The 24272-nt window shown below is 68.2% G+C and carries 23 protein-coding genes and 1 pseudogene; 10 read left to right on the top strand and 14 right to left on the bottom strand.

Translation table 11 applies throughout. The annotated features are described in order from the left end of the window. Window positions 1-19: 19 nt before the first annotated feature. The 3 genes from QM774_RS00335 (at window position 20) to QM774_RS00325 (ending at window position 4525) form a co-directional block, all read left to right on the top strand. Window positions 20-1777 (top strand): cation:proton antiporter, encoded by a 1758-nt coding sequence (locus tag QM774_RS00335; RefSeq protein ID WP_414973994.1) that lies wholly within the window; start codon window positions 20-22, stop codon window positions 1775-1777. Window positions 1778-1916: 139 nt separating this feature from the next. After that, entirely contained in the window at window positions 1917-3275 is a 1359-nt protein-coding gene (locus tag QM774_RS00330) for an acyl-CoA dehydrogenase family protein (RefSeq protein ID WP_414973993.1), read from the top strand. 32 nt (window positions 3276-3307) lie between these two features. Next, window positions 3308-4525, top strand: a complete 1218-nt coding sequence (locus QM774_RS00325; protein ID WP_414973992.1) for an acyl-CoA dehydrogenase family protein — start codon at window positions 3308-3310, stop codon at window positions 4523-4525. Between the two features lie 263 nt (window positions 4526-4788). Here the strand turns inward: QM774_RS00325 and QM774_RS00320 are convergent, their stop codons facing one another. Continuing rightward, window positions 4789-5778 carry a methyltransferase gene (locus QM774_RS00320; RefSeq protein WP_414973991.1) on the bottom strand — a complete coding sequence of 330 codons (990 nt, stop codon included), beginning with the start codon at window positions 5776-5778 and terminating at the stop codon, window positions 4789-4791. After that, window positions 5775-6935, bottom strand: a complete 1161-nt coding sequence (locus tag QM774_RS00315; RefSeq protein ID WP_414973990.1) for a lipase family protein — start codon at window positions 6933-6935, stop codon at window positions 5775-5777. Before QM774_RS00315 ends, QM774_RS00320 begins: the two co-directional genes overlap by 4 nt. Window positions 6936-6997: 62 nt before the next feature. Between QM774_RS00315 and QM774_RS00310 the strand changes: the two are divergent. Both QM774_RS00310 and QM774_RS00305 read left to right on the top strand, forming a co-directional pair. Further along, a pseudogene (locus tag QM774_RS00310) lies at window positions 6998-8086 on the top strand (DUF308 domain-containing protein); the annotation flags it as partial. A gap of 106 nt (window positions 8087-8192) precedes the next feature. Next, window positions 8193-8744, top strand: a complete 552-nt coding sequence (locus QM774_RS00305; protein WP_414973989.1) for a hypothetical protein — start codon at window positions 8193-8195, stop codon at window positions 8742-8744. Between the two features lie 187 nt (window positions 8745-8931). Here QM774_RS00305 and QM774_RS00300 read toward each other — a convergent pair whose 3' ends face one another. Further along, a complete protein-coding gene (locus tag QM774_RS00300) occupies window positions 8932-10845 on the bottom strand; it encodes a propionyl-CoA synthetase (RefSeq protein ID WP_414973988.1) in 1914 nt (637 codons plus the stop codon). A 242-nt stretch (window positions 10846-11087) separates the two neighbouring features. Between QM774_RS00300 and QM774_RS00295 the strand changes: the two genes are divergently transcribed. Further along, window positions 11088-11420 carry a transglycosylase family protein gene (locus QM774_RS00295; protein WP_414973987.1) on the top strand — a complete coding sequence of 111 codons (333 nt, stop codon included), beginning with the start codon at window positions 11088-11090 and terminating at the stop codon, window positions 11418-11420. Between the two features lie 112 nt (window positions 11421-11532). Here the strand turns inward: QM774_RS00295 and QM774_RS00290 are convergent, their stop codons facing one another. After that, window positions 11533-11961 (bottom strand): hypothetical protein, encoded by a 429-nt coding sequence (locus QM774_RS00290; protein WP_414973986.1) that lies wholly within the window; start codon window positions 11959-11961, stop codon window positions 11533-11535. A gap of 124 nt (window positions 11962-12085) precedes the next feature. Here QM774_RS00290 and QM774_RS00285 point away from each other — a divergent pair, with 124 nt between their 5' ends. Next, a complete protein-coding gene (locus tag QM774_RS00285) occupies window positions 12086-12577 on the top strand; it encodes a ferritin (protein ID WP_414973985.1) in 492 nt (163 codons plus the stop codon). Between the two features lie 125 nt (window positions 12578-12702). Here the strand turns inward: QM774_RS00285 and QM774_RS00280 are convergent, their stop codons facing one another. From QM774_RS00280 to QM774_RS00250, 7 genes are all read right to left on the bottom strand, one after another. Continuing rightward, entirely contained in the window at window positions 12703-12984 is a 282-nt protein-coding gene (locus QM774_RS00280; protein WP_414973984.1) for a helix-turn-helix domain-containing protein, read from the bottom strand. A gap of 126 nt (window positions 12985-13110) precedes the next feature. Beyond that, on the bottom strand, window positions 13111-13848 hold the full coding sequence (locus tag QM774_RS00275; protein ID WP_414973983.1) for an anti-sigma factor: 738 nt from the start codon (window positions 13846-13848) through the stop codon (window positions 13111-13113). Then, complete coding sequence (gene sigK, locus QM774_RS00270; protein WP_414976544.1) at window positions 13845-14399, bottom strand: ECF RNA polymerase sigma factor SigK; 555 nt, start codon at window positions 14397-14399, stop codon at window positions 13845-13847. The genes QM774_RS00275 and sigK overlap by 4 nt, the downstream gene beginning before the upstream one ends. 8 nt (window positions 14400-14407) lie before the next feature. Continuing rightward, window positions 14408-15220 carry a DUF1295 domain-containing protein gene (locus QM774_RS00265; protein ID WP_414973982.1) on the bottom strand — a complete coding sequence of 271 codons (813 nt, stop codon included), beginning with the start codon at window positions 15218-15220 and terminating at the stop codon, window positions 14408-14410. Further along, window positions 15217-16494, bottom strand: a complete 1278-nt coding sequence (locus QM774_RS00260; RefSeq protein ID WP_414973981.1) for a class I SAM-dependent methyltransferase — start codon at window positions 16492-16494, stop codon at window positions 15217-15219. Before QM774_RS00260 ends, QM774_RS00265 begins: the two co-directional genes overlap by 4 nt. Further along, window positions 16491-17225, bottom strand: coding sequence for a DUF1365 domain-containing protein (locus QM774_RS00255; protein WP_414973980.1), 735 nt, complete (start codon window positions 17223-17225; stop codon window positions 16491-16493). Before QM774_RS00255 ends, QM774_RS00260 begins: the two co-directional genes overlap by 4 nt. Further along, a complete protein-coding gene (locus QM774_RS00250; RefSeq protein WP_414973979.1) occupies window positions 17222-18553 on the bottom strand; it encodes an NAD(P)/FAD-dependent oxidoreductase in 1332 nt (443 codons plus the stop codon). Before QM774_RS00250 ends, QM774_RS00255 begins: the two co-directional genes overlap by 4 nt. A 141-nt stretch (window positions 18554-18694) precedes the next feature. Between QM774_RS00250 and QM774_RS00245 the strand changes: the two genes are divergently transcribed. Both QM774_RS00245 and QM774_RS00240 read left to right on the top strand, forming a co-directional pair. Further along, entirely contained in the window at window positions 18695-19114 is a 420-nt protein-coding gene (locus QM774_RS00245; RefSeq protein ID WP_414973978.1) for a hypothetical protein, read from the top strand. A 79-nt stretch (window positions 19115-19193) separates the two neighbouring features. Then, the gene (locus QM774_RS00240; protein ID WP_414976543.1) at window positions 19194-19820 is read left to right on the top strand and encodes a lipocalin family protein; all 627 of its coding nucleotides are present in this window, start codon (window positions 19194-19196) and stop codon (window positions 19818-19820) included. A 21-nt stretch (window positions 19821-19841) separates the two neighbouring features. Here the strand turns inward: QM774_RS00240 and QM774_RS00235 are convergent, their stop codons facing one another. Next, entirely contained in the window at window positions 19842-21524 is a 1683-nt protein-coding gene (locus QM774_RS00235) for an LCP family protein (protein ID WP_414973977.1), read from the bottom strand. Here QM774_RS00235 and QM774_RS00230 point away from each other — a divergent pair. After that, window positions 21523-21873, top strand: coding sequence for a helix-turn-helix domain-containing protein (locus QM774_RS00230; protein WP_414973976.1), 351 nt, complete (start codon window positions 21523-21525; stop codon window positions 21871-21873). The genes QM774_RS00235 and QM774_RS00230 overlap by 2 nt on opposite strands. A gap of 20 nt (window positions 21874-21893) precedes the next feature. Here QM774_RS00230 and QM774_RS00225 read toward each other — a convergent pair whose 3' ends face one another. Together QM774_RS00225 and QM774_RS00220 are read right to left on the bottom strand one after the other, a co-directional pair. Beyond that, window positions 21894-22925: a DUF3644 domain-containing protein gene (locus QM774_RS00225; RefSeq protein WP_414973975.1), complete on the bottom strand. Its 1032-nt coding sequence runs from the start codon at window positions 22923-22925 to the stop codon at window positions 21894-21896. A 42-nt stretch (window positions 22926-22967) separates the two neighbouring features. Then, window positions 22968-24227 (bottom strand): hypothetical protein, encoded by a 1260-nt coding sequence (locus tag QM774_RS00220; protein WP_414973974.1) that lies wholly within the window; start codon window positions 24225-24227, stop codon window positions 22968-22970. Window positions 24228-24272 lie beyond the last annotated feature (45 nt).

The following is a 24272-nucleotide window of genomic DNA, read 5'->3' as shown; positions in this document are numbered from 1 at the left end:
GGCCGTTTAAGCTGGACCGATGACCGAGCTCCTCGTCGTGCTGACCATCGCGTTCCTGCTGATCGCGTTCATCACCACGATCGGCCCGAAGCTCGGGATCGCGTCCCCGCTGCTGCTGGTGATCGCCGGCGTCGCCGCCAGCTACCTGCCGTACTTCCGGGACTTCCATCTCGAACCGGAACTGATCCTGCAGGGCGTGCTGCCGCCGCTGCTGTATGCGGCCGCCGTGTCGATGCCGGCGATGAACTTCCGGCGCGAACTCGGGCCGATCAGCGGCCTGTCGGTGCTGCTGGTGATCATCAGCACCGTGGGCCTGGGCCTGTTCTTCATGTGGACGATCCCAGACCTCGGTTTCGCGTGGGGTGCCGCCCTGGGAGCGGTCATCAGTCCGACCGACGCAGTCGCCACGTCGATCATCAAACAGACCTCGGTGTCCAAACGGGTCGTCGCCATCCTGGAGGGCGAAAGCCTGCTGAACGACGGTTCGGCACTGGTGCTGCTGCGCACCGCGATCGCCGCGACCGTCGCGAGCTTCTCGTTCTGGGGCACCCTCGGCTCGTTCCTGTATTCGGTGGTGGTGGCGATCGCGATCGGCATCGCGATCGGCATGCTGAACCTGAAGGTGCGCCGCCACGTGAGCGATTCGACGGTCAACACCGTCATCTCGTTCACGGTGCCGTTCCTGGCGGCGGTCCCCGCCGAAGAGCTGGGCGCCTCCGGTCTGGTCGCGGCCGTCGTCGCCGGCCTGGTGACCGGCTACCGCCAGCCGCGCATGCTGTCGCCGACGAACCGGCTGTCGGACGCCCAGAACTGGCGCACCGTCGAGCTGGTGCTCGAATCAGGCGTCTTCCTGACGATGGGTCTGCAGATCCGCTTGATCATCCACAGCGTCGAGGACGACCATCAGGGTGTGCTGCATGCGGTGGTTCTCGCGCTGATCGCACTGGCACTCACCCTGCTGCTCCGCGCTGCCTATGTGGCGCCGCTGCTGGCCGGGCTGACGCACCGTGCCAAGCGGTACGCGCGGATCCAGCCGCGGATGGAGGACATGCACGAGAAGTTCACGACGCCCGAAGGCAAGGAGGAGGTTCTCGAGCGGATGACCGAGCGGCAGCGCCGCCAGGATGAGAAGCGTGCCCGACGCAACAAGCCGGAGAAGCCGCGTCGCACGCGCCGGAATGACCCCACCGAGGTGCGGCTCGAACGCTTCACCGTCCGGCTGCGCCGCCAGCTGGCCGACATCGACTACTTCCTGAACGCCCCGCTCGGCTGGCGTGAGGGCGCCGTAGTCGTGTGGGCCGGCATGCGCGGGGCGGTGACGGTCGCGGCCGCCCAGACCCTGCCCGACGACGCCCCCTACCGTTCGGCGCTGATCCTGATCGCCTACACGGTGGCCGCCGCATCGCTGCTGATCCAGGGCGGCACCATCGGTCCGCTGCTGAACAAGCTCACGCCGACGCCGTCGCCGGAGGACCTGGCCGAGCAGCAGGCGCAGGAGGACGCCGAGGTCGCGAAGGTACACAAGCTGCTGCGTGACGCGGCGACCTCGGTGCCGGCACCGCAGCTGGACGACGACACTCCCCGGATGGAGCAGTTCATCGCCTCTAAGCAGCATCGGATCGATGTGATCGAGGCCCAGCGCAACGCCCTGCTCGACGCCCGCGACGACGGCTTGATCGACGCCGACATCCTCAAGGAGGAACTGGTCGGACTGGATGCCGGGCAGATCGCGATGGAGTTGCGCGGCGGCTCGCGTTCGGTGCGCTCGGACGGTTGATCCGCGGTTGTTCCAGGGCTCCCTCGACATCTTCCTTACCGAGCGGTAAGGTTTGTTCTTACCGCGGAGTAAGATTCCGCGCGGACCACCGGTCCGCACAGTCAGGCCCAGATCGAGAATCAATCGAGAGACCGAGGACATGTCCCACACCGAAGACAACTCTGCTGTCGGCGTCGCCAAGCACAAGTCCAGCCCCATCGGCGTCGCCATGCGCGCGCTGACCGCCGTCACCGGCTCAGACTTCGCGCAGAAGTACGGCCTGTCCGAGCCGATCAACCGCGTCGCCTACAAGGCCACCGAGACCGGCTTCAAGTCGCTCGGCGCCGCCAACCGCGCGTTCAAGCAGGTCTCCGGCGGCGACGCCCCGGCCCGCCCCACAGTCACCCCGAAGGGCTACTTCAACCTGAACCCGGACGACGAGCAGGCGATGATCGCCGAGACCGTCCACGACTTCTCCACCAACATCCTGCGTCCGGCCGCCTACGAGGCCGACAAGAACGCGCAGGCGCCCGAAGACATCGTCAAGCGCTCCGCCGAGCTGGGCATCACGATGATCAACGTGCCCGAGGAGTTCGACGGCGCCGCCTCCGAGCGCGGTGTGGTCACCAACGCCCTGGTCGCCGAGGCGATGGCGTACGGCGACATGGGTCTGGCCCTGCCGCTGCTCGCCCCGAGCGGCGTGGCCACCACCCTGACCAACTTCGGCAGCGACGGCCAGCAGAAGACCTACCTGCCGGACTTCGCCGGTGAGGACGTGCCGATGTCGGCGGTCGTCATCGCCGAGCCGCGTCCGCTGTTCGACGCGTTCGATCTGCAGACCAAGGCCGTCAAGAGCCCCAGCGGCTACAAGCTCAACGGCGTCAAGTCGTTCGTGCCGTGCGCGGGCAGCGCCGAACTGTTCATCGTCGGCGCGACCCTCGAAGGCCGCCCCGCACTGTTCATCGTCGAATCGGACACCAAGGGTCTGTCGGTCGAGGCCGACCCGCACATGGGTCTGCGCGCCGCCGGCATGGGCCGCCTGATCCTGGACAACGTGTCCGTCCCGGCCCACGCCCTGCTGGGCGAAGAGTCCGGTGAGAAGGCCGCCGAGGCCTACGCCGACGTCGTGCGCCTGTCGCGTCTGGGCTGGTCGGCGCTGGCCGCCGGCACCGGCAAGGCCATGCTCGACTACGTGGTCCCCTACGTGAACGAGCGTGAGGCCTTCGGCGAGCCGATCTCCAACCGCCAGGCCGTGGCCTTCATGGTCGCCACCATGGCCACCGAGGTCGACTCCATCCGCCTGGTCACCCTCCGCGGCGCCTCGCGTGCCGAGCAGGGCCTGCCGTTCGCCCGCGAGACCGCTCTGGCCCGCAAGCTGACCATCGACAAGGGTCTGCAGATCGGCCTGGACGGTGTGCAGCTGCTCGGCGGCCACGGCTTCACCAAGGAGCACCCGGTGGAGCGGTGGTACCGCGACCTGCGCGGCGCCGGTATCGGCGAGGGCATCGTCGTCCTCTAAGGGCGGCGATAGCGACAAGGAGCAGATCCATCATGGCTATCAACCTCGAACTTCCGAAGAAGTTCAACGCCAACATCGACCAGGCCAAGCAGGCCGCCCTGCAGGTCTTCCGGCCGGTCTCCCGCAAGTACGACCTCGCCGAGCACGAGTACCCGGTCGAGCTGGACACCCTCGCGGCCCTGTACGACGGTCTCGCCGACGCCGGCCAGGCCGGTGCCGGTGCCGCCGGCGGCCGCGGTGACGAGAAGAAGGAACGCCCCGAAGGCGTCGTCGCCAACGGCGGCAACATGTCGGCGATCCTCAACTCGCTCTGGGCGTCGTACGGCGACGTGGGCCTCATGCTGTCCATCCCCTACCAGGGTCTGGGCAACTCGGCGATCGCCGCGGTCGCCACCGACGAGCAGCTCGAACGCTTCGGCAAGGTGTGGGCCGCCATGGCCATCACCGAGCCCGGCTTCGGATCGGATTCGTCGGCGGTCACCACCACCGCCACCCTGGACGGCGACGAGTACGTGATCAACGGCGAGAAGATCTTCGTGACCGCCGGTTCGCGCGCCAGCCACATCGTGGTGTGGGCGTCGGTGGACCGTTCGCTCGGCCGTGCGGCGATCAAGAGCTTCGTCGTGCCGCGTGAGCATCCGGGCGTCACCATCGAGCGTCTCGAGGAGAAGCTGGGTATCCGCGCGTCGGACACCGCGGTGATCCGCTTCGAGAACTGCCGCATCCCGAAGGACAACATCCTGGGTTCGCCCGAGGTGGACGTCAAGAAGGGTTTCGGCGGCGTCATGCAGACCTTCGACAACACCCGTCCCCTGGTGGCCGCGATGGCTGTCGGTGTGGGCCGGGCGGCACTCGAGGAGCTGCGCAAGGAGCTGGAGGCCAACGGCATCGAGATCGACTACGACCGTCCCGCCGCCGACCAGTCGGCGGCCGCGGCCGAGTTCATCCGTCTCGAGTCGGATTGGGAGGCCGCGTACCTGCACACGCTGCGTGCAGGCTGGATGGCGGACAACAAGGAGCCGAACACGCTGCAGGCGTCGATGTCGAAGGCCAAGGCCGGACGCACCGTCACCGACATCACCAACAAGGCCGTCGAGCTGGCCGGCACCAACGGCTACTCGCAGCGGCTGCTTCTGGAGAAGTGGGCCCGCGACTCGAAGATCCTGGACATCTTCGAGGGCACCCAGCAGATCCAGCAGCTGATCATCGCGCGCCGCGTGCTGGACAAGTCCAGCGCCGACCTCAAGTAGACCGCGCCACACGGAACCCCCGGCTCATCGAGCCGGGGGTTCCGTCGTTCAGTAGGTGGTCCAGGCGTGGTTTCGACTCCCCTAGGTGGTTGAGGAGCCGAGGAACGAGGCGTCTCGAAACCGTCGGGGAACGACGCTCCAGTAGGTGGTTGAGGAGCCGAGGAACGAGGCGTCTCGAAACCACCGGCAACCCCGTAAGTGGGGTTTCGACACGGGTCGGCGGGCTTCGCCCGTCGTCCCGGCTCAACCATCGGGGGGGGACGTCAGTGGGCGACGACGAAGTCGAGGATCCCCATTTCACCGTCCGCGGCGGGTGCCTGGGCGGTCAGGGCGAGTCCAGCCCGGTCGGCGAGTGCGAGGTAGTCGTCGACGCGGCGTTCGGTGGCACCGAACAGGTTGGCCATCATCAGGCTCATGCCGGCCTGACCGGATTCGGCGAGCCGTTCGACCACCAGCACGTGGCCGCCGGTGCCGGCGGCCGCGGCGCAGTTGTGCAGGATGGTGACGGCGTCGTCGTCGGGCCAGTCGTGCAGGACCTGTGCCAGCAGGTAGGCGTCGTAGCCGGCGGGGACCTCGGTCAGGAAGTCGCCGGCCAGGCCGACGCCGCGGTCGCCGACGCCGTTCGCGTCGAGGAATGCGGTGGCGGCCTCCGCCGAGCGCGGCAGTTCGACCACCACACCGGTGCGCTGCGGATCGGCCTCCAGCAACTGTGCGAGCAGGGTGCCGTTGCCGCCGCCGACGTCGGCCCAGCTGCGGGCCGGAGACGCGGCCGCATAGGCGATCAGGTCGGGTGCCCAGAACTGCACGCCGTGGGCGATGTAGTCGTCGAACGACGCGGACATCTCGCGGGTCGCGTTCACCTCGTCCCAGAACGACCGGCCCGCCACCACGTCGAATCCGGGGCCACCGCTGCGCACCGTGTCGGCCAGACCCCACCATCCGTGCGCGATGAGTCCGGACGCGGTGTCGAGGCCGAGATGCACTTTGAGGAGGCCGTCATCGAGGAAGTGCGCCGTCACGTCGTTGACGGCGAACCCGGCGTCGTCGTGGTCGAGGGCGCCGACACCGGCCAGATGCGTCAAGAGGTCACCGACGACGGCGGTGTCGGTTCCGGTGGCCGCGGCCACCGACGCGGCGTCGCGGTTGCCGGCGGCCACCGCCTCGAAGACGCCGAGTGACGCCGCGACCCGGATGGCCATCGGGGTCAGCGGATCGCTGAGCCGGATCGCGGTCTCCAGCGAATCGTCGGTCACTTCACCGATGCCTTCCACTTCCCGTACGCCCAGTCGGCGGCCTCGATGAGCGGCTGGCGCCCGGTGTCGTGGCCGGCGAGGTTCTTGCGGTAGTCGATGGTCGCCCCGGCGGCGCGGGCGTCGTCGACGTACTGGTCGGTGAGCGGTGCGAACGCCGTCAGGTCCGCTTCACCCTGGTGGATGAGAACGGGGCTGCGGTAGCCGCGGACCGGCACCACCTGGTAGTTGCGGACCGCCGCCATCAACGGGCCCTGGTCGAGCGGGCGGGACAGCATTTCACCGACGCCCATGCCGCGGGTCTTCTTGACCATGTCCTGGTAGCAGAGGGTTTCGGCGGATTTGAGGGTGGCCCGCCCGACCGGTGTGAGGTAGCCGTCGACGTCGAGCGACGGGTCGGCGGCCTTCAGCCCACCCAGCACGTAGGAGAGGTAGGTGACGTAGTCGGGCACCGGCAGTGCCGGGACGTCGGGGCCGAGCTGGGACAGGTAGCGGTCGATATATACCGGCGGCGCCACCGCGGTGGTGCCGAGCAGCTCCAGCTCGGGCGCGTACGACGCGGCCATGGTGCCCGCCGACAGCGACGCGTGACCGCCCTGCGAGCCGCCGGCGGTGGTGTAGCGCTTGTCGATGTTCACGCCGATCTGCCGGCCTACCTCGCGGACGGCGCGCACCGCGTCGATCACGTTGGCACCGGAGACCCGGCCGTCGAGGTAGGGGTGCAGTCCGGGTCCGTCGATGCCGGCGTACTCGGAGGCCACGAGCACGAAGCCCTTCTGCGGGAACGGCTTGAGGGTGCTCGCGTAGTCGGGGCCGTCCTTGACGAACACCGAGCTGTGGATGGCGCAGGCGTCGCCGAGCCCGCGGGTGCCGTGCGCCCAGGAGGCGACGGGATACCCGGTCGCCGGTGCGGGCGACGTCGGAATCCAGGCCGTCGCGCGGACCGGCACCAGGGCGTCGCCGACGCCGCGGGACAGGTAGTGGATCGCGTAGACGTCGCCGGCGCCGGGAATCGCGTAGTTCGGGTCGTCGATCTCGCTGAACGAGACGACCGAACCCGCACCGGTCTGCGGGACGGCGGCGGCACGGGGTGCGACGAGTGCGGCGAGGACGGTCAGGCACGCGGCGAGCGCGAGTCCGATTCGAGCAGTTCGTGTCATTAGGCGAGCCTAACAATCACACATGAACGTCGCCATCGGCGCACTGCCCCTAAGCTGACCGCATGCCTGTGGTGGAGCTCGACAAACGGGGACGCATCGTCGATCTCCTACTGGGAGTGGCGGCAGTGGTCGCCGGGGTGCTGCTGATCGTGCATCCGTTCGCGTCGGTGCGGTGGCTGGCGGTGACGTTGGCTGCGGCGCTGCTGGTCGGCGGGGTCGCAGAGATCGTCCGTGCAGTGCGCGGCGGCGCCGGTGTGGCCGCGTGGCTGGCTGCGGCGGGTCTGATCGCTGCGGGCGTCGTGCTGTTGGCGTGGCCGGGTATCTCGGTGTTCGCGATCGCGATCGTGACGGCGGTCGCGCTGGCCGTGTTCGGGGTCGCGCAGTGGGTGACCGCATGGCGTGAGCCCCGGCTCGCCCCAATTCTGCTCGGTCTGGCCGGGATGGCGCTCGCGGTGGTCGCCGTCGCCTGGCCCGGGGTCACGATCTTCACCGCCGTTCTGGGGGTCGGTATCGCTCTGGTCTGGTTCGGCCTGACCCGGTTGTGGCGGGCGGCCCGCGGGTCGGTCGAGTCGGCAGAGCCGAGTCCGTGGCGCCGCGGTGTGGCGCTGGCCGCGGCGGTGGTCGCGGCCGCCGTCGCGCTGCCGCTGGCGATCCTGTCGGTGATCGACCACGCTCCGGCACCCAAGACCGACGCCTTCTACGACGTGGCCGTCGACCCGTCCGCCGCCCCGGGCACGCTGATCAAGGCGGAGCCGTTCACGCGGGCGGTTCCGGCGCAGGGTGTGGCGTGGCGGATCCTGTACACCACCACCCGTGACGAGGGTGTCCCCGCCGTCGCCTCCGGCATCGTCGTCGCGCCCCGGTGGGCACCGCCGGGGCCGCCGAAGCCGCTCCCCGTGATCGCCTGGGCGCACGGCACCACCGGCATCGCGTCGGGCTGTGCGCCGTCGAACCTGCCCGACCCGTTCAAGGCCGGAGCCACTCCGGCACTCAAGCAGGTGCTCGACAACGGCTGGGCGATGGTCGCGACCGACTACGTCGGCATGGGCACGGCGGGTCCGTCGCCGTATGTGATCGGCCAGGGCGAGGGCCGGTCGGTGCTCGACGCCGTGCGCGCCGCCCACCACCTGACGGAGCTGACGCTGTCCGATCAGACCGTGATCTGGGGTCATTCGCAGGGTGGGCACGCCGCCTTGTGGGCCGCGCATCTCGGCGCCGTCGTACGCGCCGGACACCCATGTCACGGGGGTGGCGGCGATGGCGCCGGCCTCCGATCTGACGGCGCTCGCGTCGAGCCTGGAGGACATGCCCGGCGGTTCGCTGTTCGGGTCGTATGTGGTGCAGAGCTACGCGCAGAACTATCCGGACGTGAAGCTCGACGACTACATCAAGCTGCAGGGCCGTCTCCCGATCCGGGAGATGGCCGGCCGCTGTCTGTCGAGTCCGAGCCTGTCGGTGTCGGTGCTGGAGGCGGTGTTCATCGGCAACAAGTTCTATGCGCAGTCCCCCGATTCGGGCGCGCTCGGACGGCATCTCGCCGAGAACACCATGCGCACCCGTCTGGATATGCCGCTGCTGCTGGCTCAGGGTGATGTGGACACGGTGATCAATCCGAAGTCGCAGGTCGCCTATGCCGGTGACCAGTGTCGGCTGGGCAGCGACACCGAGTTCCACATGTATCCGGGCAAGGATCATCTGACGCTGGTGGCCGACGGGTCCCCCGCCATCGATCGCATGCTCGCCTGGACCCGGGACCGCATCGACGCCGCGCCCACCACCCCGAACTGCGGTTCCACCCCCGCCGGCTGAGCCGGGGCGACATCGGCCCGCCCGCCACGCTGAACTGCCGTTCCATCCCCGCTGGTTGAGCCGGGACGACGGCGGCCCACCCACCACTCCAGACGGCGGCCCCATCGCCGCTGGTTGAGCCGGGACGACGACGGCGCGAAGCGTCGACGACGGCCCGTGTCGAAACCCCGCCGACAGCTCGCCGGCGTCAGCCGTGGTCGGGGCCCAGCTGTTCGGCGAGGGCCTGCAGTACCGCGGGATCTTCGATGGTGGACGGCACGGTGTACTCGTCGCCGTCGACGATCTGCCGCATCGTCTTGCGCAGGATCTTTCCGGAGCGGGTCTTCGGGAGCGCCTGCACCACGGTCACGTCGCGGAAGGTGGCGACGGCGCCGATGTCGTCGCGCACCATCTGTACGAGCTCGTCGCGGAGGGTGTCGTCGTCGATGTCGGCGCCGGCTTTGAGGACCACGTAGCCGCTGGGCCGCTGCCCCTTCAGGTCGTCCTTGATGCCGACGACGGCGCATTCGGCGACCGCCGGATGGCCGGCGACGACGGCTTCGATGCTGCCGGTGGACAGACGATGTCCGGCCACGTTGATGACGTCGTCGGAGCGGCCGAGGACGAAGACGTAGCCGTCGTCGTCGATGTAGCCGGAGTCGCCGGACAGGTAGTAGCCGGGGAAGGTGCTCAGGTAGGACGACCGGAATCGTTCTTCGTCCTGCCACAGTCCGGCGAGGGTGCCCGGCGGCAGCGGCAGCTTGATGACGATGTTGCCTTCGGTGCCGGCGGGCACGGGTTCGCCGCCGCCGTCGACCACCTGCACCCGGAATCCGGGCACCGGCACCGTCGGTGACCCGGCTTTGATCTCCATCGGTTCCAGGCCGCGCAGGTTGGCGGCGATCGCCCAGCCGGTCTCGGTCTGCCACCAGTGGTCGATCACCGGGACGCCCAGCTTCTCCGACGCCCAGAGGAAGGTGTCCGGATCGAGGCGCTCGCCGGCGGCGAACAGGGCCCGCAGGCTCGAGATGTCGTACCGAGCGAGTTCGGTCGCGTCCGGATCGGCTTTGCGGATGGCGCGGATCGCGGTCGGCGCGGTGAACAGGGCGACCGCCCGGTGTTCCTCGATCACCCGCCAGAAGGCACCGGCGTCGGGGGTGCCGACCGGTTTGCCCTCGTACATGATGGTCGTCGCACCGATCAGGAGCGGCCCGTAGACGATGTACGAGTGGCCGACCACCCAGCCCACGTCCGACGCGGTCCACCACACCTCGCCCGGCGAGATCCCGTACACGTTCGTCATCGACCAGGTGAGTGCGACGGCGTGCCCGCCGTTGTCGCGGACCACGCCCTTCGGCTTCCCGGTGGTGCCCGATGTGTAGAGGATGTACAGCGGGTCGGTGGCGGCCACCTCGACCGGGTCGGCGGGGGCCGCGGTGGCGGCGAGGTCGTCCCAGTCGAGCCAGCCGTCGTGGTCGGCGGCGCTGCCGTCCACCTCGGGACGGTTCTTGACGATGACGGTGGCCGGCGGTGACGACGAGAGTCTCAGGGCGGCGTCGACCATGGGCAGGTATTCGACGGTGCGGCCCGGTTCGAGACCGCCGGACGCGGTGATGAGGGCGACCGGCCGGGCGTCGTCGATGCGGGCGGCGAGTTCGGGGGCGGCGAAGCCGCCGAACACCACCGAGTGGACGGCGCCGAGCCGCGCGCACGCGAGCATGGCGATGGCGGCCTCGGGGATCATCGGCAGGTAGACGATCACCCGGTCGCCTGTGCCGACGCCCTGGGCGGCGAGGGCCCCGGCGAACCTCGCCACCTCGTCGAGCAGGCCGGCGTAGGTGTAGGTCTTCTTCTGCCCGGTCATCGCCGAGTCCCAGATGAGAGCGGGCTGGTCGCCGCGACCGCTGTGCACATGCCGGTCGAGGGCGTTGGCCGAGGTGTTGAGGGTGCCATCCGGGAACCAGCGGTAGATCGGCGGCGACGAGTCGTCGAGCGCGATGGTCGGCGGGGTGATCCAGTCGACGGCCTGGGCGGCGTCGAGCCAGAAACCGTCGGGATCGTCGACGCTGCGGGCGAATTCTTCGGCGTATGCACTCACGATTGCCACGCTAAACCTCGACATCGCGTGAGGTGGTCACTTCGCGACTGTGGGACGCCCCACAGTTCGATCCGTCGACGAGCGGTCGGATTCCGTCGGCCAACGGCCTGGTGAACTGCGGAAACACCAGACCGCAGTACCGCTTGCTCCAGCAAGCATTACCGTTACCGGTCCGTGACCTTTGTCGCCGGATCCCGTACCGTCATGCACGGTCCGACATCGCCCGGCCTCACTGAACGGGCGAACCGAAGGAAGGTAACGACCTGATGAGCAACACCACCAAGCTCGCTGCCCGCGCCGTCATCGCCGGCGCCCTGGCCCTCGCTCCGATGAGCATGCTGGCCGCCAACGCCCACGCCGAGGGCTACCACAACTGGGACGCCGTCGCGCAGTGCGAGTCCGGCGGCGACTGGTCCATCAACACCGGCAACGGCTACTACGGCGGCCTCCAGTTCTCGCTGAGCACCTGGCACGCCAACGGCGGTTCGGGCCTCCCGAACGAGAACAGCCGCGAAGAGCAGATCCGCGTCGCCGAGAACGTCCTGGCCACCCAGGGCGTCGGCGCCTGGCCGACCTGCGGCGGTCTGCTGTACAGCTGACGTTCGACGTCGACATCGAGGCGGCGCCGGTCTTCACGACCGGCGCCGCCTTCGTCGTCTCCGCACCCGGGGAGCACATCCGGGTGGTGGTTCAGAGCCGGGTGAATCCGTTCTAGGAGCGCGCCAGCTCGGCGACGAAGCCGGCGAACAGGATCGCCGTCCCGCCGACCTCGCCCACGATCAGGGCCACCATCGACGCCGTCATGGACGCGGTCGCCGGATGCATCTGATTGTCGGTGTCCCGCCGCCAGCCGTGCCAGCAGTACGACGCGATCGCCGAGACGAAGAACGCCAGCACCACGCTGATCGCCGGCGCCGTCAGCCACGACGGAAACCGGTTGAACTGGGCAAACACGGCAAGCAGGGCGGCCGCGAACGAGTACATCAGCGCTGAGCGGTGGGCGACGTCGACGTAGACGTGCGCCTGCCCATCGGGGCTGCGGACCATCCCCGCGTACTTCCAGATACCGAGAAGAAGCGCCCAGAGAAATATCAGTCCCGCAGCGATGAGACCGATCTGCGCAGCCACCGTGAAATCCATGCCATTCACCGTAGACAAGGTTCGTGAACACAGTTTAGATAAGGCAATACTTACTGTTCAGAGCCGGTTTAGGGCAGACAAATCTTGCTAGCGCAAACCGTTTTCCAGCCTTACCGTGGAAGCCATGAAGATGAACGAGGAACTCGAAGCAGCATTCAACAAGCAGATCACCAAGGAATACGAGTCGTCCATGCTGTACCGCCAGCTGGCCATCGAATTCGAACTTCGGGATCTGCCGGGCATCGCCGGCTGGATGGCGAATCACGCCGCCGAGGAGCTGACCCATGCGGACAAGCTCATCAAGCACCTGACCGACCGGGACAACCATCCGGTGATCGGCGACATCACGATCCCGTCGATCAAGATGGACACCGTCACCGAGGCCTTCGAGATCGCTCTCGAAGCCGAGGAGGGTGTCTCGGAGTCGATCCGCGACCTGTACGCCAAGGCCGAGAAGGCGCACGACTTCGATTCGCGCCCGACTCTCGACTGGTTCGTCAGCGAGCAGATCGAGGAGGAGGACACCGTCCGCACCGTCCTCGGCCGCGCCAAGCTGGTCAACGAAGACGGCCCGGGCCTCCTGCGCCTGGACCGCGAGCTCGCCGGCGCAGCCTGATCACGCAATGAAGCAGAGCACGCGAAACCTCACGCGAGCGTCTTCGGACGCGCACTATTGAGCAGCCCTCAGGCCGATGACCCCCGACACTCGTCGGGGGTCATCGTCGTCTTCGCCTGGGCTGGTCAGCGCAGCGACTGCTCCGCGGCCTGAAGGAGCGCCGACGGCGTCGTGTCGAGTGCCAGCGCCAGACTCCAGAGCCGCTCCACGGAGACGGTGGTCTGCGCCTGTTCGAGACGCTGCAGCTGCGACCGGGACAGGTCCGGTGTCCGGTCGATGATCTCGCGCTGCGGAACACCGAGCTCGTTCCGGCGAGCGAGCAGTGCCGCGGCCAGAGCCTTCCGCCGGGCCGTCTGGTCCGTCTGAAGATTGCCGTCTGCCTGTGCGCCGCCGTCTGCCGTCGTCATGCCGCGAGCGTATCCGAGCACCTCCCCACTCCCCGCACTACTGGGCCGTATAGCGCTCGTCGGCGGGTACCACCCCTCAGCGGCCCCCTATACGGCCCAGTAGTGCGGAACCGACGCGCTTGCGGACTACTTCAGCGGCAACTGAGCGACCACCGGACTGGTCGGACGCGTCGATCCCCCCGGAGGTTCGACGGTGAAAGCGAGAGCTGTGGCGTCTCGGACCCCGGTCAACACCGCGGTGGTCGACGGCGCGACGTCCTTGTCGGTCATGGTTCCGGCCGGCGTCATCGTTCCGTCCGGCCCCGCCAGCCACATCTGGTAGACGGTGCCCGGGGCCGGCGGCGGGACATCGTTCATCACCAGGACGGCGGCGTCCGCCGAATCAGAGTAGGTGACCGTCGCCCGGCCGGTGGCGACCGCGCCGGATCGTGAGGCCACATCGGACGCCGCCAGCACGCGCGCCGCCGTGGTCTCCTTCGACGGCGTCTCCTGACCGCGAGCACCCAGCAGCCAGCCGAGTGCTCCCGCCGCCACCGCCAGCAATGCGGCCGCGACACTCAGTCCGATCCGGGTACGACGGCGCCGCGCGTGCAGGGACGTCACCGACGCGCCGTCCGCGGTCCCGGCCGGTTCGTCGTGCACGGCCGCCATCACCCGATCGCGGAGTGTCTCCGGCGGTGTCACCGCCGTCGACTCACTGACCCGTGCCATCGCCTCCCGGGTACCACGGACCGCGGCCTGATAGTCCGCCCGCACCGCCGGTGCCGCCGCCTCGACCGCCGCGGTCACCGAGTCCAGATCCTGGTCGTCGACGGCGTCCAGCCCGACCAGGGCCGCCATCGTCAACAGTTCGTCGTCGGTCACGAATCGACCCCCAGACACCGGCGCAGACGGGACAAGCCATCCCGGATCCGGGACTTGACGGTCGGCAACGCCACCGACAGACGCTCAGCGACCTGCCGGTAGGTGAGACCGTCGTAGTAGGCCAGGTTCACCGACTCACGCTGGGTTCCGGTCAGACTCTCCAGGCAGTCGCGGACCTGCGCCGCCGCCTCCCGAGACGACACCGCCTCGGCGACCTCGTCGAACTCTCGGCCGGCGTCGGTGGTGGCATAGCGCGAATCCCTGCGCGACGCCGCCTCCTCGCGACGCACCCGGTCCACAGCCCGACGGTGCGCGAGCGTCAACAGCCAGGCGATCGGCGACGACATCTCCGGATCGAACGACTCCGCGGTACGCCAGACCTGCAGGTACACCTCTTGAGTGACCTCTTCGCTGTACCCAGGATCGCGCAGCACGCGCAGCACCATGCCGTATACGCGCGGGCTGGTCTCGTCGTAGAAGTCGCCGAACGCGTCGGCATCGCCGACGGCGATCCGGTCCAGCAGGGAGGCGAGCGCCGGTCCGGCAGACATCGTCACAGTCACGACCGTATACCAGGACGTCGCCGGGGCGGTCGCGGCACGAAGAACGACGTCTGCGCCCGGTACTCGGCGTAGCCGGGACGGTGGGCCATCGACCTCTCCAGCAGGCGGGCACCGGTGGCGACCACCAGGAAGTAGCTCATCGCGACCGGCGACAGTACGGTCAGTACGCCCGGCCACGCGCTGGCCGCGATCAGCCACAGGCCCCACCACAGGCAGGCGTCACCGAAATAGTTCGGGTGCCGGGTCCACGCCCACAGGCCGCGGTCCATCACCGTGCCCCGGTTCGCCGGATCGGCTTTGAAACGGCGCAGCTGTTCGTCGCCGATCGCCTCGAATGCCAGGCCGGCCGCCCACAGCACGACCCCGACCCAGGCCGCGACCCGACCGACGCCGGTGGTGGGCCCGGCGACCGCCGACACCTGAAGCGGCAACGACACGAACCACTGCGCGATGCCCTGATTCAGAAAGACGCGGCGGGCCGCTACCCGCGCCGGCGGACCGTCGTAGCGGGCAAGCAGTTCCACATAGCGGGGATCCTCGCCGTGCCCCCGGGACTTGACCGCCATATGCCACGACAGCCGTACACCCCACACGGTCACCAGGACCGCGAGCAGCCACCGCCGCACCGGATCACCGCCGCCCAACAGCACGCCGAGCCAGCCGACACCGACGAAGCCCAGCCCCCATCCGACGTCGACCACGTTGTAGCGGCCGATCCGGTGGCCGACCGCGAAGACGACGGCCTGCAGCACCGCCAGCCACGCGGCGCTGCAGGCGGTGATGACGCCGAAGCCGGCCCACCCCGTCATCGCCCCAACCTCAACTGCGCCACGTCGAGGTACCCGGACCGGAAGCCGGCCTCCGAATACGCCAGATACAGCTCCCACATGCGCAGGAAGGTCCGATCGAAGCCGAGCGCCAGCACCCGGTCGGTGTGCGCGGCGAACCGCTCCCGCCACAGCCGCAGCGTCTCGGCGTAGTGCACGCCGAGCGGGGTGACGTCATCGATCCGCAGCGACGTGTGCTCCCGGGTCACCTGTTCCAGACCGGGCAGCGAGGTCAACTGTCCGCCCGGGAAGATGTACTTGTGCACCCAGGTGCGCGTGCCCTCGGATGCCAGGAGGCGATCGTGGGGCATGGTGATGGCCTGGATGGCGGCCCGGCCGCCGGGCGCGAGGACCCGGTCGATGGTCGCGAAGTACGCCGGCCAGAACCGGCGCCCCACCGCCTCGATCATCTCCACCGACACGACCGCGTCGTAGCAGCCGTCGACGTTCCGGTAGTCGCAGAGCTCGACCGTCACCCGCCCGGCGAGCCCGGCGTCGGCGATGCGCCGCATGGCAAGGTCGCGTTGCTCGCTGGACAGGGTGATGGAGTGAACGACGGCACCCCGTTGCGCGGCCCGCAGACACAGTTCGCCCCAGCCGGTGCCGATCTCCAGCAGTCGAGTGTCCTCCGTGACACCGGCGGCGTCGAGGAGCCGGTCGATCTTGCGGTGCTGGGCGGCGGCCAGATCATTCCAGGTGAAATGGGTGGACGGCCCCGGGTCATCGGCGAACAGTGCGCTCGAATAGGTCATGGTCTCGTCGAGGAACGTCGAGAACAGCTCGTTGGACAGGTCGTAGTGCCGGGCGATGTTGGAACGGGTGTTGCCGACGGTGTTCTCTTCGTCGTCCCGCTGCCCCGGCAGCACCAGTGGCCGCAACCGCTGCAGAGGGCGAGGGACGAGGTCGCCCATTCGTTCGGCGAACGGGGTGAGGACTCCGACGAGGTCGTCGGTGGTCCAGTCACCGGCCATGTAGGCCTCACCGAATCCGATCAGCCCGTCCGTCCCGACCCGCCGGGCGAACGCATCGGGACGGCGGATGATCATGCGGGGCGCCACTGCGCCGGTGCGGGCGCCGAGCAGCGACCCGTCCGGCAACTCGACCCGCACCGGTACGCGGTGCGCGGCCCGGCGGAACAGTGCTGCGGCCGCCGCGCCCCGAATCGCGGCGGACGGCCCGCCCGGGATCTGTGCCACGTCCGGCCACCGGGCGGCGCAGATCTCATGGTCGACGTCGCGGAGGTCGTGTTCGCTCATACCTGTCCTTTCGGTGCGGGAATGATCGGGAGCCGCCGCAGCCACAGCCGGATGCCTTGAATCCGGATACGGATCGCCACCACCAGTGGCGCGAGCGGAGCCGCCAGTTGGGTACGCACCACCCGGCCGGGTGTGGCCGGCCGGGCCCGGCCGGTCATGGTGGCAGTGAACGGTCCGGCATCGGGACGGTCGAGCACGATCGCCACACGGATCCGGCCGTCCGCACCGGGTTCGGGCACCTGCAGCCGGTAACGTCCCGAGACGTCGTGGAACGGCGACACCCGGAACCGCTTACCGACCTCGGCGCGCCCGGCATCATCGACGTCGACGATGTACGCGTGCCGGCCGCCGTACGTGTTGTGCACCTCGGCGACCACGTAGGCGAGGGTGCCGTCGGCGTGATGGCACCAGAACAGGCTGAGCGGGTTGAACACGTAACCGGCGACCCGCGGCGAGGTCAGGGCGAGCACCCGCCCGTCCGGCGGGTCGACGCCCCGGGCCGCGAGATGCTCGTCGAGCCGGCTACGAAGCGTGTCGCCGGGCTCGGGTGGCGCGGTGAAGTGGTCGGCGGGCCGGAAGCGGGCGAACGGGCGCAACGGCGCGGGAAGCCGCGGCAGATCGTCGACGTCGATGAGCCAGGTCCGGCTCCGGTACCGGAATCGGTGCCGGATCGGGTCGGTGCGCTGGTGGACGATCTCGACGTCCGCGATCGCTGGGGTCGGCGCGGTCATACCGACACCTCGTCGCCTGTCCACGCCGCGCCGAGACGGGCGGCAGCCGCCGCCCCGGAGGCGGCGCCGTCTTCGTGGAATCCCCACCCGTGGTAGGCCCCGGCGAAGGCGATCCGATCGGTTCCGATGCGGCTCAACCGTTGTTGCGCGGCCACTGCATCGAGGGTGTAGACGGGATGTTCGTACCGCATCCGGTCGATCACCGTCGACGGGTCCACCAGGTCGATGCGACCCATCGTGACCAGCATGCGCGGTGCGCCGTCCCCCTCCGGCAGACGCATCAACCGGGTCAGGTCGTAGGTGACGACGATGTCTCCGGCCGCGCCGTCGCCCGCCGGGATCCGGTAGTTCCAGGAGGCACGCGCCTGGCGTGCCCGCGGCAGCACAGACTCGTCGGTGTGCAGGACGGCGTCCTTCGGCAGGTAGTCGATCGCGCCGAGTACGGCGCGCTGCATCGGTGTCGCGTCGGCGAGTATCCGGAGTGCCTGGTGCGGATGGGTGGCGATCACGGCACGGTCCACGAACTGCGTACCGCGGGCCGAGGTCACCTCCACCCCGTCATCGTTCTCCCGCACCGAATGCACCGGCGTCGACGTCCACACGTCGCCGTCGTCCCGGATGCGCCGCGCGATCGCATCGACGTACGTCTTCGATCCGCCGGTGACGGTGCGCCAGGTCGGTGACCCGAACACCGACAGCATGCCGTGATGGTCGAGGAAGGTGAACAGGTACCGGGCCGGATAGTCGGCGGCCGTCCGCTCATCGCACGACCAGACGGCCGCCACCAACGGCAGCAGGAAGTTGTCCTGGAAGTAGCGGCTGAACCGGTGCCGCGCGACGAACGCGGCGAGGGTCTCGTCGTCACCGCCGTCATAGAGAACACGCCGCGCCACCCTGTGGAATCGGGTCACGTCGGCCAGCATGCGCAGGTAGCTGGGCCGCACCAGATTGAACGGCACCGGAAACAGGCCCCGGACGCCGAGAGCGCCCGCATACTCCAGCCCCGACGACTCGTTGCTCACCGACATCGACATGTCGGTGTCCCAGGTGGCGATCCCCAGCTCACCGAACAGCCGCAGCAGCGTCGGATAGGTGCGGTCGTTGTGCACGATGAAGCCGGTGTCGACGTGCAGTTCCCGCCCGTCGGGCAGCTCGACCCGATGAGTGTCGGCGTGCCCGCCGAGCCGTTCGTCCGCCTCGAACAGAGTGACCCGATGTGTTCGCGCGAGCACATAGGCGGCGGTCAGGCCCGCCACACCGCTTCCGATCACCGCGGCGGTCGGTGACGGTCGGCCGGCGTGGACGTCGTACTCCCAGGGCTGCGTCATACCGGTGATTCGCCGCCGCGGCCGCCCCGGATGGGTCCGATTCGCGGCGAATCGAAACCCGGTGACCCATCCGGAATCGCGTGCGCGACGAATCCCGGTCCGAGCAGTGAAAGGCACTGCCCGTCAGTGAGAGGAAAGATGATGAAGAAGAGTGCACATTTCGCGGTCGGACTGTTCATCGCAGGCGCCGGTGTGGCCGGGGCTGCTGGTCTGACGGGAGCAGGCGATGCCCACGCGGCGGCGGTCTGCGGAGCCCTGCCCGGACAGTCGGCGACGATGCCGTCATGTTCGGCGGAGTCCGGCGCCACCGGGCTGAGTCTGGCCATCACCGACCAGGGCGGTCAGGCGTGGTCGACCGCGAACGGATTCTCCGGCCCCGCCGCTATCGCGATCGGCAAGGACGCCCAGGTGCACGCCACCGGTGTGCGACCGGGTCTCGCGATCGGCATCGCCGGACCGGGCGCGACCGTCGTGATCGACGGCAAGCACGGACCGACCTGCACCGGCAGCGGGCCCGCGTTCGCCGGTGATTTCCAGACGCTGCGCGGATGCTGGCGCTGAACCGACCGACCCTCGCCTGCCGGGCCGACCGGGCCCGGCAGGCCCTTACCCTCCTTCGACCAGACAGGACTCAATCATGATGACTTCGCTCCGCCGCGCCGCGGCGTCCGCCGCCGTCGCCCTCACCGCACTCGGTCTCGGCACCCTCGACCACGCTGCGGCGCAAGGGGCACCGGCCACGCTGCAGCCGGTCGCGAAACTCGATGTGCATCGCTACCTGGGAGCATGGTGGCAGCAGGCCGCCGTCCCCGGCTTCTACAGTCTGCGGTGCGCCCGCGACACGGTCGCCACCTATTCGCTGATCGACGCGACCACCGTGAAGGTCGACAACAAGTGCATCGGCCCGCTCGGCAACCCCGACGGCATCAAGGGGCAGGCGAAGGTCGTCGACACCAAGACGAACGCGCAACTGTCGGTGTCGTTTCCCGGTATTCCGGGAACCATCGACGCCGGCGGACGGGCGAACTACGTGGTCGCCTGGGTGGCCGACGGTGCACGTCCGTCCGACCCGTACCGATATGCGATCGTCGGCGACCCGTACCGGCTGTCCGGTTACATCCTCAGCCGCGACAAGGTGATCTCGCACAGCACGCTGCTGTGGCTGCGGTCGCAGGCGGAGAAAGTGGGCTTCAACTCGTGCACGCTGCTGGTGTCGCCGACCACCGGCGGACGCTCGGACTACACGCCGCTCTGCCTGCTCCGGTAGCGATCCGGCGCCGGGCAGTCGTCAGTCGACGCAGGGGACGCCGCCGCGGTCGGTGACCGCACCCCCACTGTCCGGCGGCGGTGTGGCCGAGTCGGTCGCCGGACTCGAGTCCGGCGACGCGGTGTCCTGCGAGTCCGTGCCGTCCTCCGACCACCCGCCGTCGGAGGTGGCCGTATCAGATCCAGCGTCGGTCGTGTCGTCGGTGGAATCGTCGTCGGCGTCGGGTGACGGCGTCTGCTTGACGCCGAACGCGCGCTGCACCTCCGAGCGGATCTGCGACGGGTCGATGACGTTCACGTCCTGACCGTCGACCGTCGAATACCCCTTCACCGGCAGCGTCCGGAACGTGATGTGCTGCCCGGACACCGAGTTCATCGACGCCGCCCACGCCGGCAGATTCCAGCCGTCCGAGATCACCACGTCCTTCTGCGCGGCGCGCACCGTCACATTCAGTTTGCCGACGTTCGAGAGCGTGCCCACACTCTGCAGCTTGTGCAGCACCGACAGGAGGAACGCCTGCTGGCGATGGGTGCGATCGAGGTCGCCGTTGTCCAGGCCGTGCCGCTGCCGCACGAACGCCACCGACTGCGAACCGTCGAGCGTCTGCACTCCGGCCGGGAAGTCGGCGCCCGAGTAGTCGTCGTGCACCGAATGGTTCAGGCACACGTCGACGCCGCCGAGCCCCTGCGCGAGGTCGTAGAACCCGACCAGGCTCACCTCGGCGAAGTGATCGATCGGCACCCCGGTCAGCCGGCGGACGGTCGCGATGGTCTCCGCGCGCCCCGCCTCACGTCCTCGGTGTTCGAGCTCGGACGGATCGGTGACGCCGTCGGCCTGCAGTTCGTCCTCCTCGGCGGCCTTGCGACGGCCGTAGGCCTCCTTGATCTTGGCGTGCGAGACGTCCAGGCCTTCGACCGTCACGTAGTCGTCGCGCGGGATCGAGTAGGCGACGATGTTCTTCTTGTCCGCCGGGATGTGCACCAGGATCAGGGTGTTGGTGTTGTAGCCGCCGTTGTCGCTGGTGCCGGCGTGCAGCTCGTCGAGAATCGACTGCGGCAGCGGATCGCCGTTCTGGTCGCGGCGGGTATCCAGCCCCATGAGGAGGATGTTCTCGGCGCCACCCGACGACCGCGGACCCGAACCCAGCGCATGCGACAGCGTGAACCCGCCGATCATCCGGTAGGCGCCGGCCCACACCAATCCGGTCACCGCCAGCACACCGACGCAGCCGAGGACCAGAACCGTCCGCAGCGCCCGTCGACCGGTCGACAGTCGTCGACGCGGACGGCGCTTCGACGTCGTCGCGGCGGCGGGACGACGCTTCTGAGGACCGCGCTTCTCCGCATGGTGGCCGTGCTCGTGTTCTGTCGACGGCGTCGCCGCACGCTCCGGGGCCGGCACCACGGCATGCCGCGGGCCCTCCGGCTCCGTCGTCAACGCCGGATCAGGATCGAACCGGACGGGGTCCACCGACGGCGCCTCGACGACAGGCGGGACGGCCAGGACCGGGAGCTCGTCGGTCACCGCCTCCGACACCGGCACCGCTTCCGGGGCCGGCTTCGATTCCGATTCCGGCACCGCCACCGTCCACGTCACATCGTCGGACGAACGGATCTCCATCGGCGGCAGACCCTCCGACAGCGCATCGGCGTCCGGCGCGCGATGTCGTGGACGGTGCGGCTGCCCGGGATCGGAGGAAGTCATGGCCCTTCCACGATCCACGTCGGACCTGAGAGTCCGCTGTACGAGAGCACCGAGTTCGGTGCGAAAAAGCGAAAGACCCGCACCGTTTCCGGTGCGGGTCTTTCGAGTGGTAGCCCTGGGTCGGATTCCTGAGATTATCCCAAAACGGCAACGCCGCACGTCGGACGGACAACCGTCGACACGACGTCGCCGGATCACCGCGCCTGTCCGTGCTGAGGTGGTCGATCTCTACCGGCGCGGTGCCTCGACTCGTCAGGTAGCTGAGCAGACACGCGTGAGTCGCACGACGGTGCTCGACATCCTCAAGAAGGAGGGCGTGCAGGTTCGCCCACAGGGTCGTCGACGGTAGACACTGTCGGCGTTCGTCTGTCATGGCTTGGGCTTGGGATCTCGCCCGGTCGTGGTGCGGAATCCATCTTCAGTCGAACAGTTCTTGATGAGCCAGTCCACCCACGCTTGTGTGTATCCGTAGGAGCGATTCAATGCGTCGTAGACGCAGTACTTCTCGTCGGTGCGCTCCGGGTGCGGGTCAGCCTTGGGCGGACGAATCTTCTTGATCCGCCACGACTGCAAGAAGTGATAGCTGTTGAACACGAACGGGACTGCCGCCGCAACCTTCTCCTGTGCCTCCCCGGGCTTCATGAGGCCATGACCAATCACTCGGCGCTTCTGTTCGCGCACGATCGTCTTGCCACGCTTGCCGAGTAGTTCTGCGGCGGCCTTCTCCTCGTCGCTCATGTCATCCCAGCGCATGAACTGGATCGCCAGTGCGTCAGACGCTTTCGAGGTCTGCATGACGACGTTGAGTCGGAGCTCAAACCGATTGTCGGCGTTGACCGAGTCAGGAACTCCCGAGTCGTACTCAGCGATGAACTTCTTGAGACTGGCAGGCAGGTGGTCACGCAAGGTGATCAGCGCTTGTTCACCCTCAGGCGTGAAGCTGCCAATGAACACTGGAAAGCGCAGCACCGTGGCCAATGAGTGCTGGTCACCAAAAGACGAGGTCAGCTCCTGTTCGAAGTTGAGAAGGAGTGCCTGAGCCTTGCCGCCGACTGCTTCCGCCAGCTGCCGGTCAGCATGGTCATGCCGGTGCTCGATCTTGTTGCGGAGCGCGATGAAGAACTCAAGGTTTCGTCGCACGGGGTCGTCAGGGTCTGTCCATCGTTCCTCGACACACTTGGCCAGCTCCCAGCGCTTGTGTTCACCGTCTACCTTCACGAAGCGCCGAGGGTTGTCACGCTGGCGATAGCGGATCTCGACATTGTCACGGGCAAAGCGAGCGTGCAGTAGGTACAGCCATGCAACGTGCATATGGACGACAAACGCCTCAAACGAGCGCGGCTCAATCGGGTCATTGAAGAGCCGGACGGCCAGGATCGCCTCGCTGCGCGCAGCTTCCAACGTGGGAGTCCACCTGGGTGGTCGAGCCATGTCTTCCTCGCCTCAGAACTCGGACGCCATGTGTTCGCTCTCTTCCAGCGAGGCAAGAAGCTGGTCGACGATCTCATGGATACGATCGTCCAGTTCACTCAGACCGCTGGTCGGCGTCGCACTCAGCACCCGAACCCGTGAGATATCAGACGCACCAATCCTCGGCGCGACGGCACACGTCACGAGATCAACTCCGGACACTGCCGGTACGAGTGCCGGATCGTCAGAACGTCGAATGCCATAGAGATACTTGGCACTCTGCTCCAGCGCCTGCTCTGGGAGCATGGATGCCCACGACTTGGCGTCGATCACGGCAAAAGCCGCAACGTCCCCACGAGACACGGTGAGTAGCAGGTCTGGCGCAAGCACCTCAGCGACGAGTGCATGGAGTCGAGTCCCCGCAATCTCGGTATCTCGACGGGCAATCGACGGCTTAATCCACAGCTCGATCCTCGCGTCGTCAGACTCCCATGAGGCCAACGCCTCTGACTCCGGAAGCGTCCATTGTCCAAACCGGGTATCGAGCACACGCCGCACCGCAATAGCCAGCCACGCCTCGTACAGCTCGTCAGTATCGAGGAACGGCACGACGCCACTCCCTCGACGAGACGACTGCAGTTCCGCGAGTGTCCGCATACATGCCGCAGCAAAGGACACGAACCGCGTCGGCCACGATGATGGGTCGGGATCACGAGAGCCGGCTGGTGCAGAAGCCACTCTCGCCACAGTTGCAATGGGATCGAGCACCGGCCGGAGCAATCGAGCCTGATCGTCGGGAACGCTGGAACGCACCACATCAACGATCGTTGTAGCCAGCGTCGATATGGTGACCGAAGTCAGGTCGCGCCGGGTGCCACGCCAACGAGCGCTTTGTGACACCACGAACTGGTCATCGTGTTCGTGCAGCGCGCCGCGAGCTTCAACTGAACGTTCGGTCTCGAGGATGTCCTCAACGCCACCCACGACGGCAGTAGGCAGCCATGTCTGCTGCCGATCCAGTACCGACGGCCATGACGCCAACAGTGCGCCGGCTTGGTTGGCACATACAGCAAGTGACCGCCAATCTCGTAAGGTTTCAACCGTCCCCGTGACATCAGGTGCGCCAAACGTGCCAGCGTCACGAGCCAGCGCCATTCGCGCCTGTCGCCAGGCACTGAGTTCGGCTCCTGATTCCCACAAGAGCCTCAGGTCTTCCTGACTGAAACGCCCGTTAGACGGAATCGTCAGTTCGACAAACTCGACGTCGCGCCCGACGAGCTTCGGCAGCGTCAACGTGCCTGCCAGCGCCCGTTCGGGTGGCTCATAGATGACGAGGTC

Source organism: Gordonia sp. (in: high G+C Gram-positive bacteria), from assembly GCF_047600565.1.
Lineage (GTDB): Bacteria > Actinomycetota > Actinomycetes > Mycobacteriales > Mycobacteriaceae > Gordonia.
This window is presented reverse-complemented; position numbering and strand designations above follow the sequence as displayed.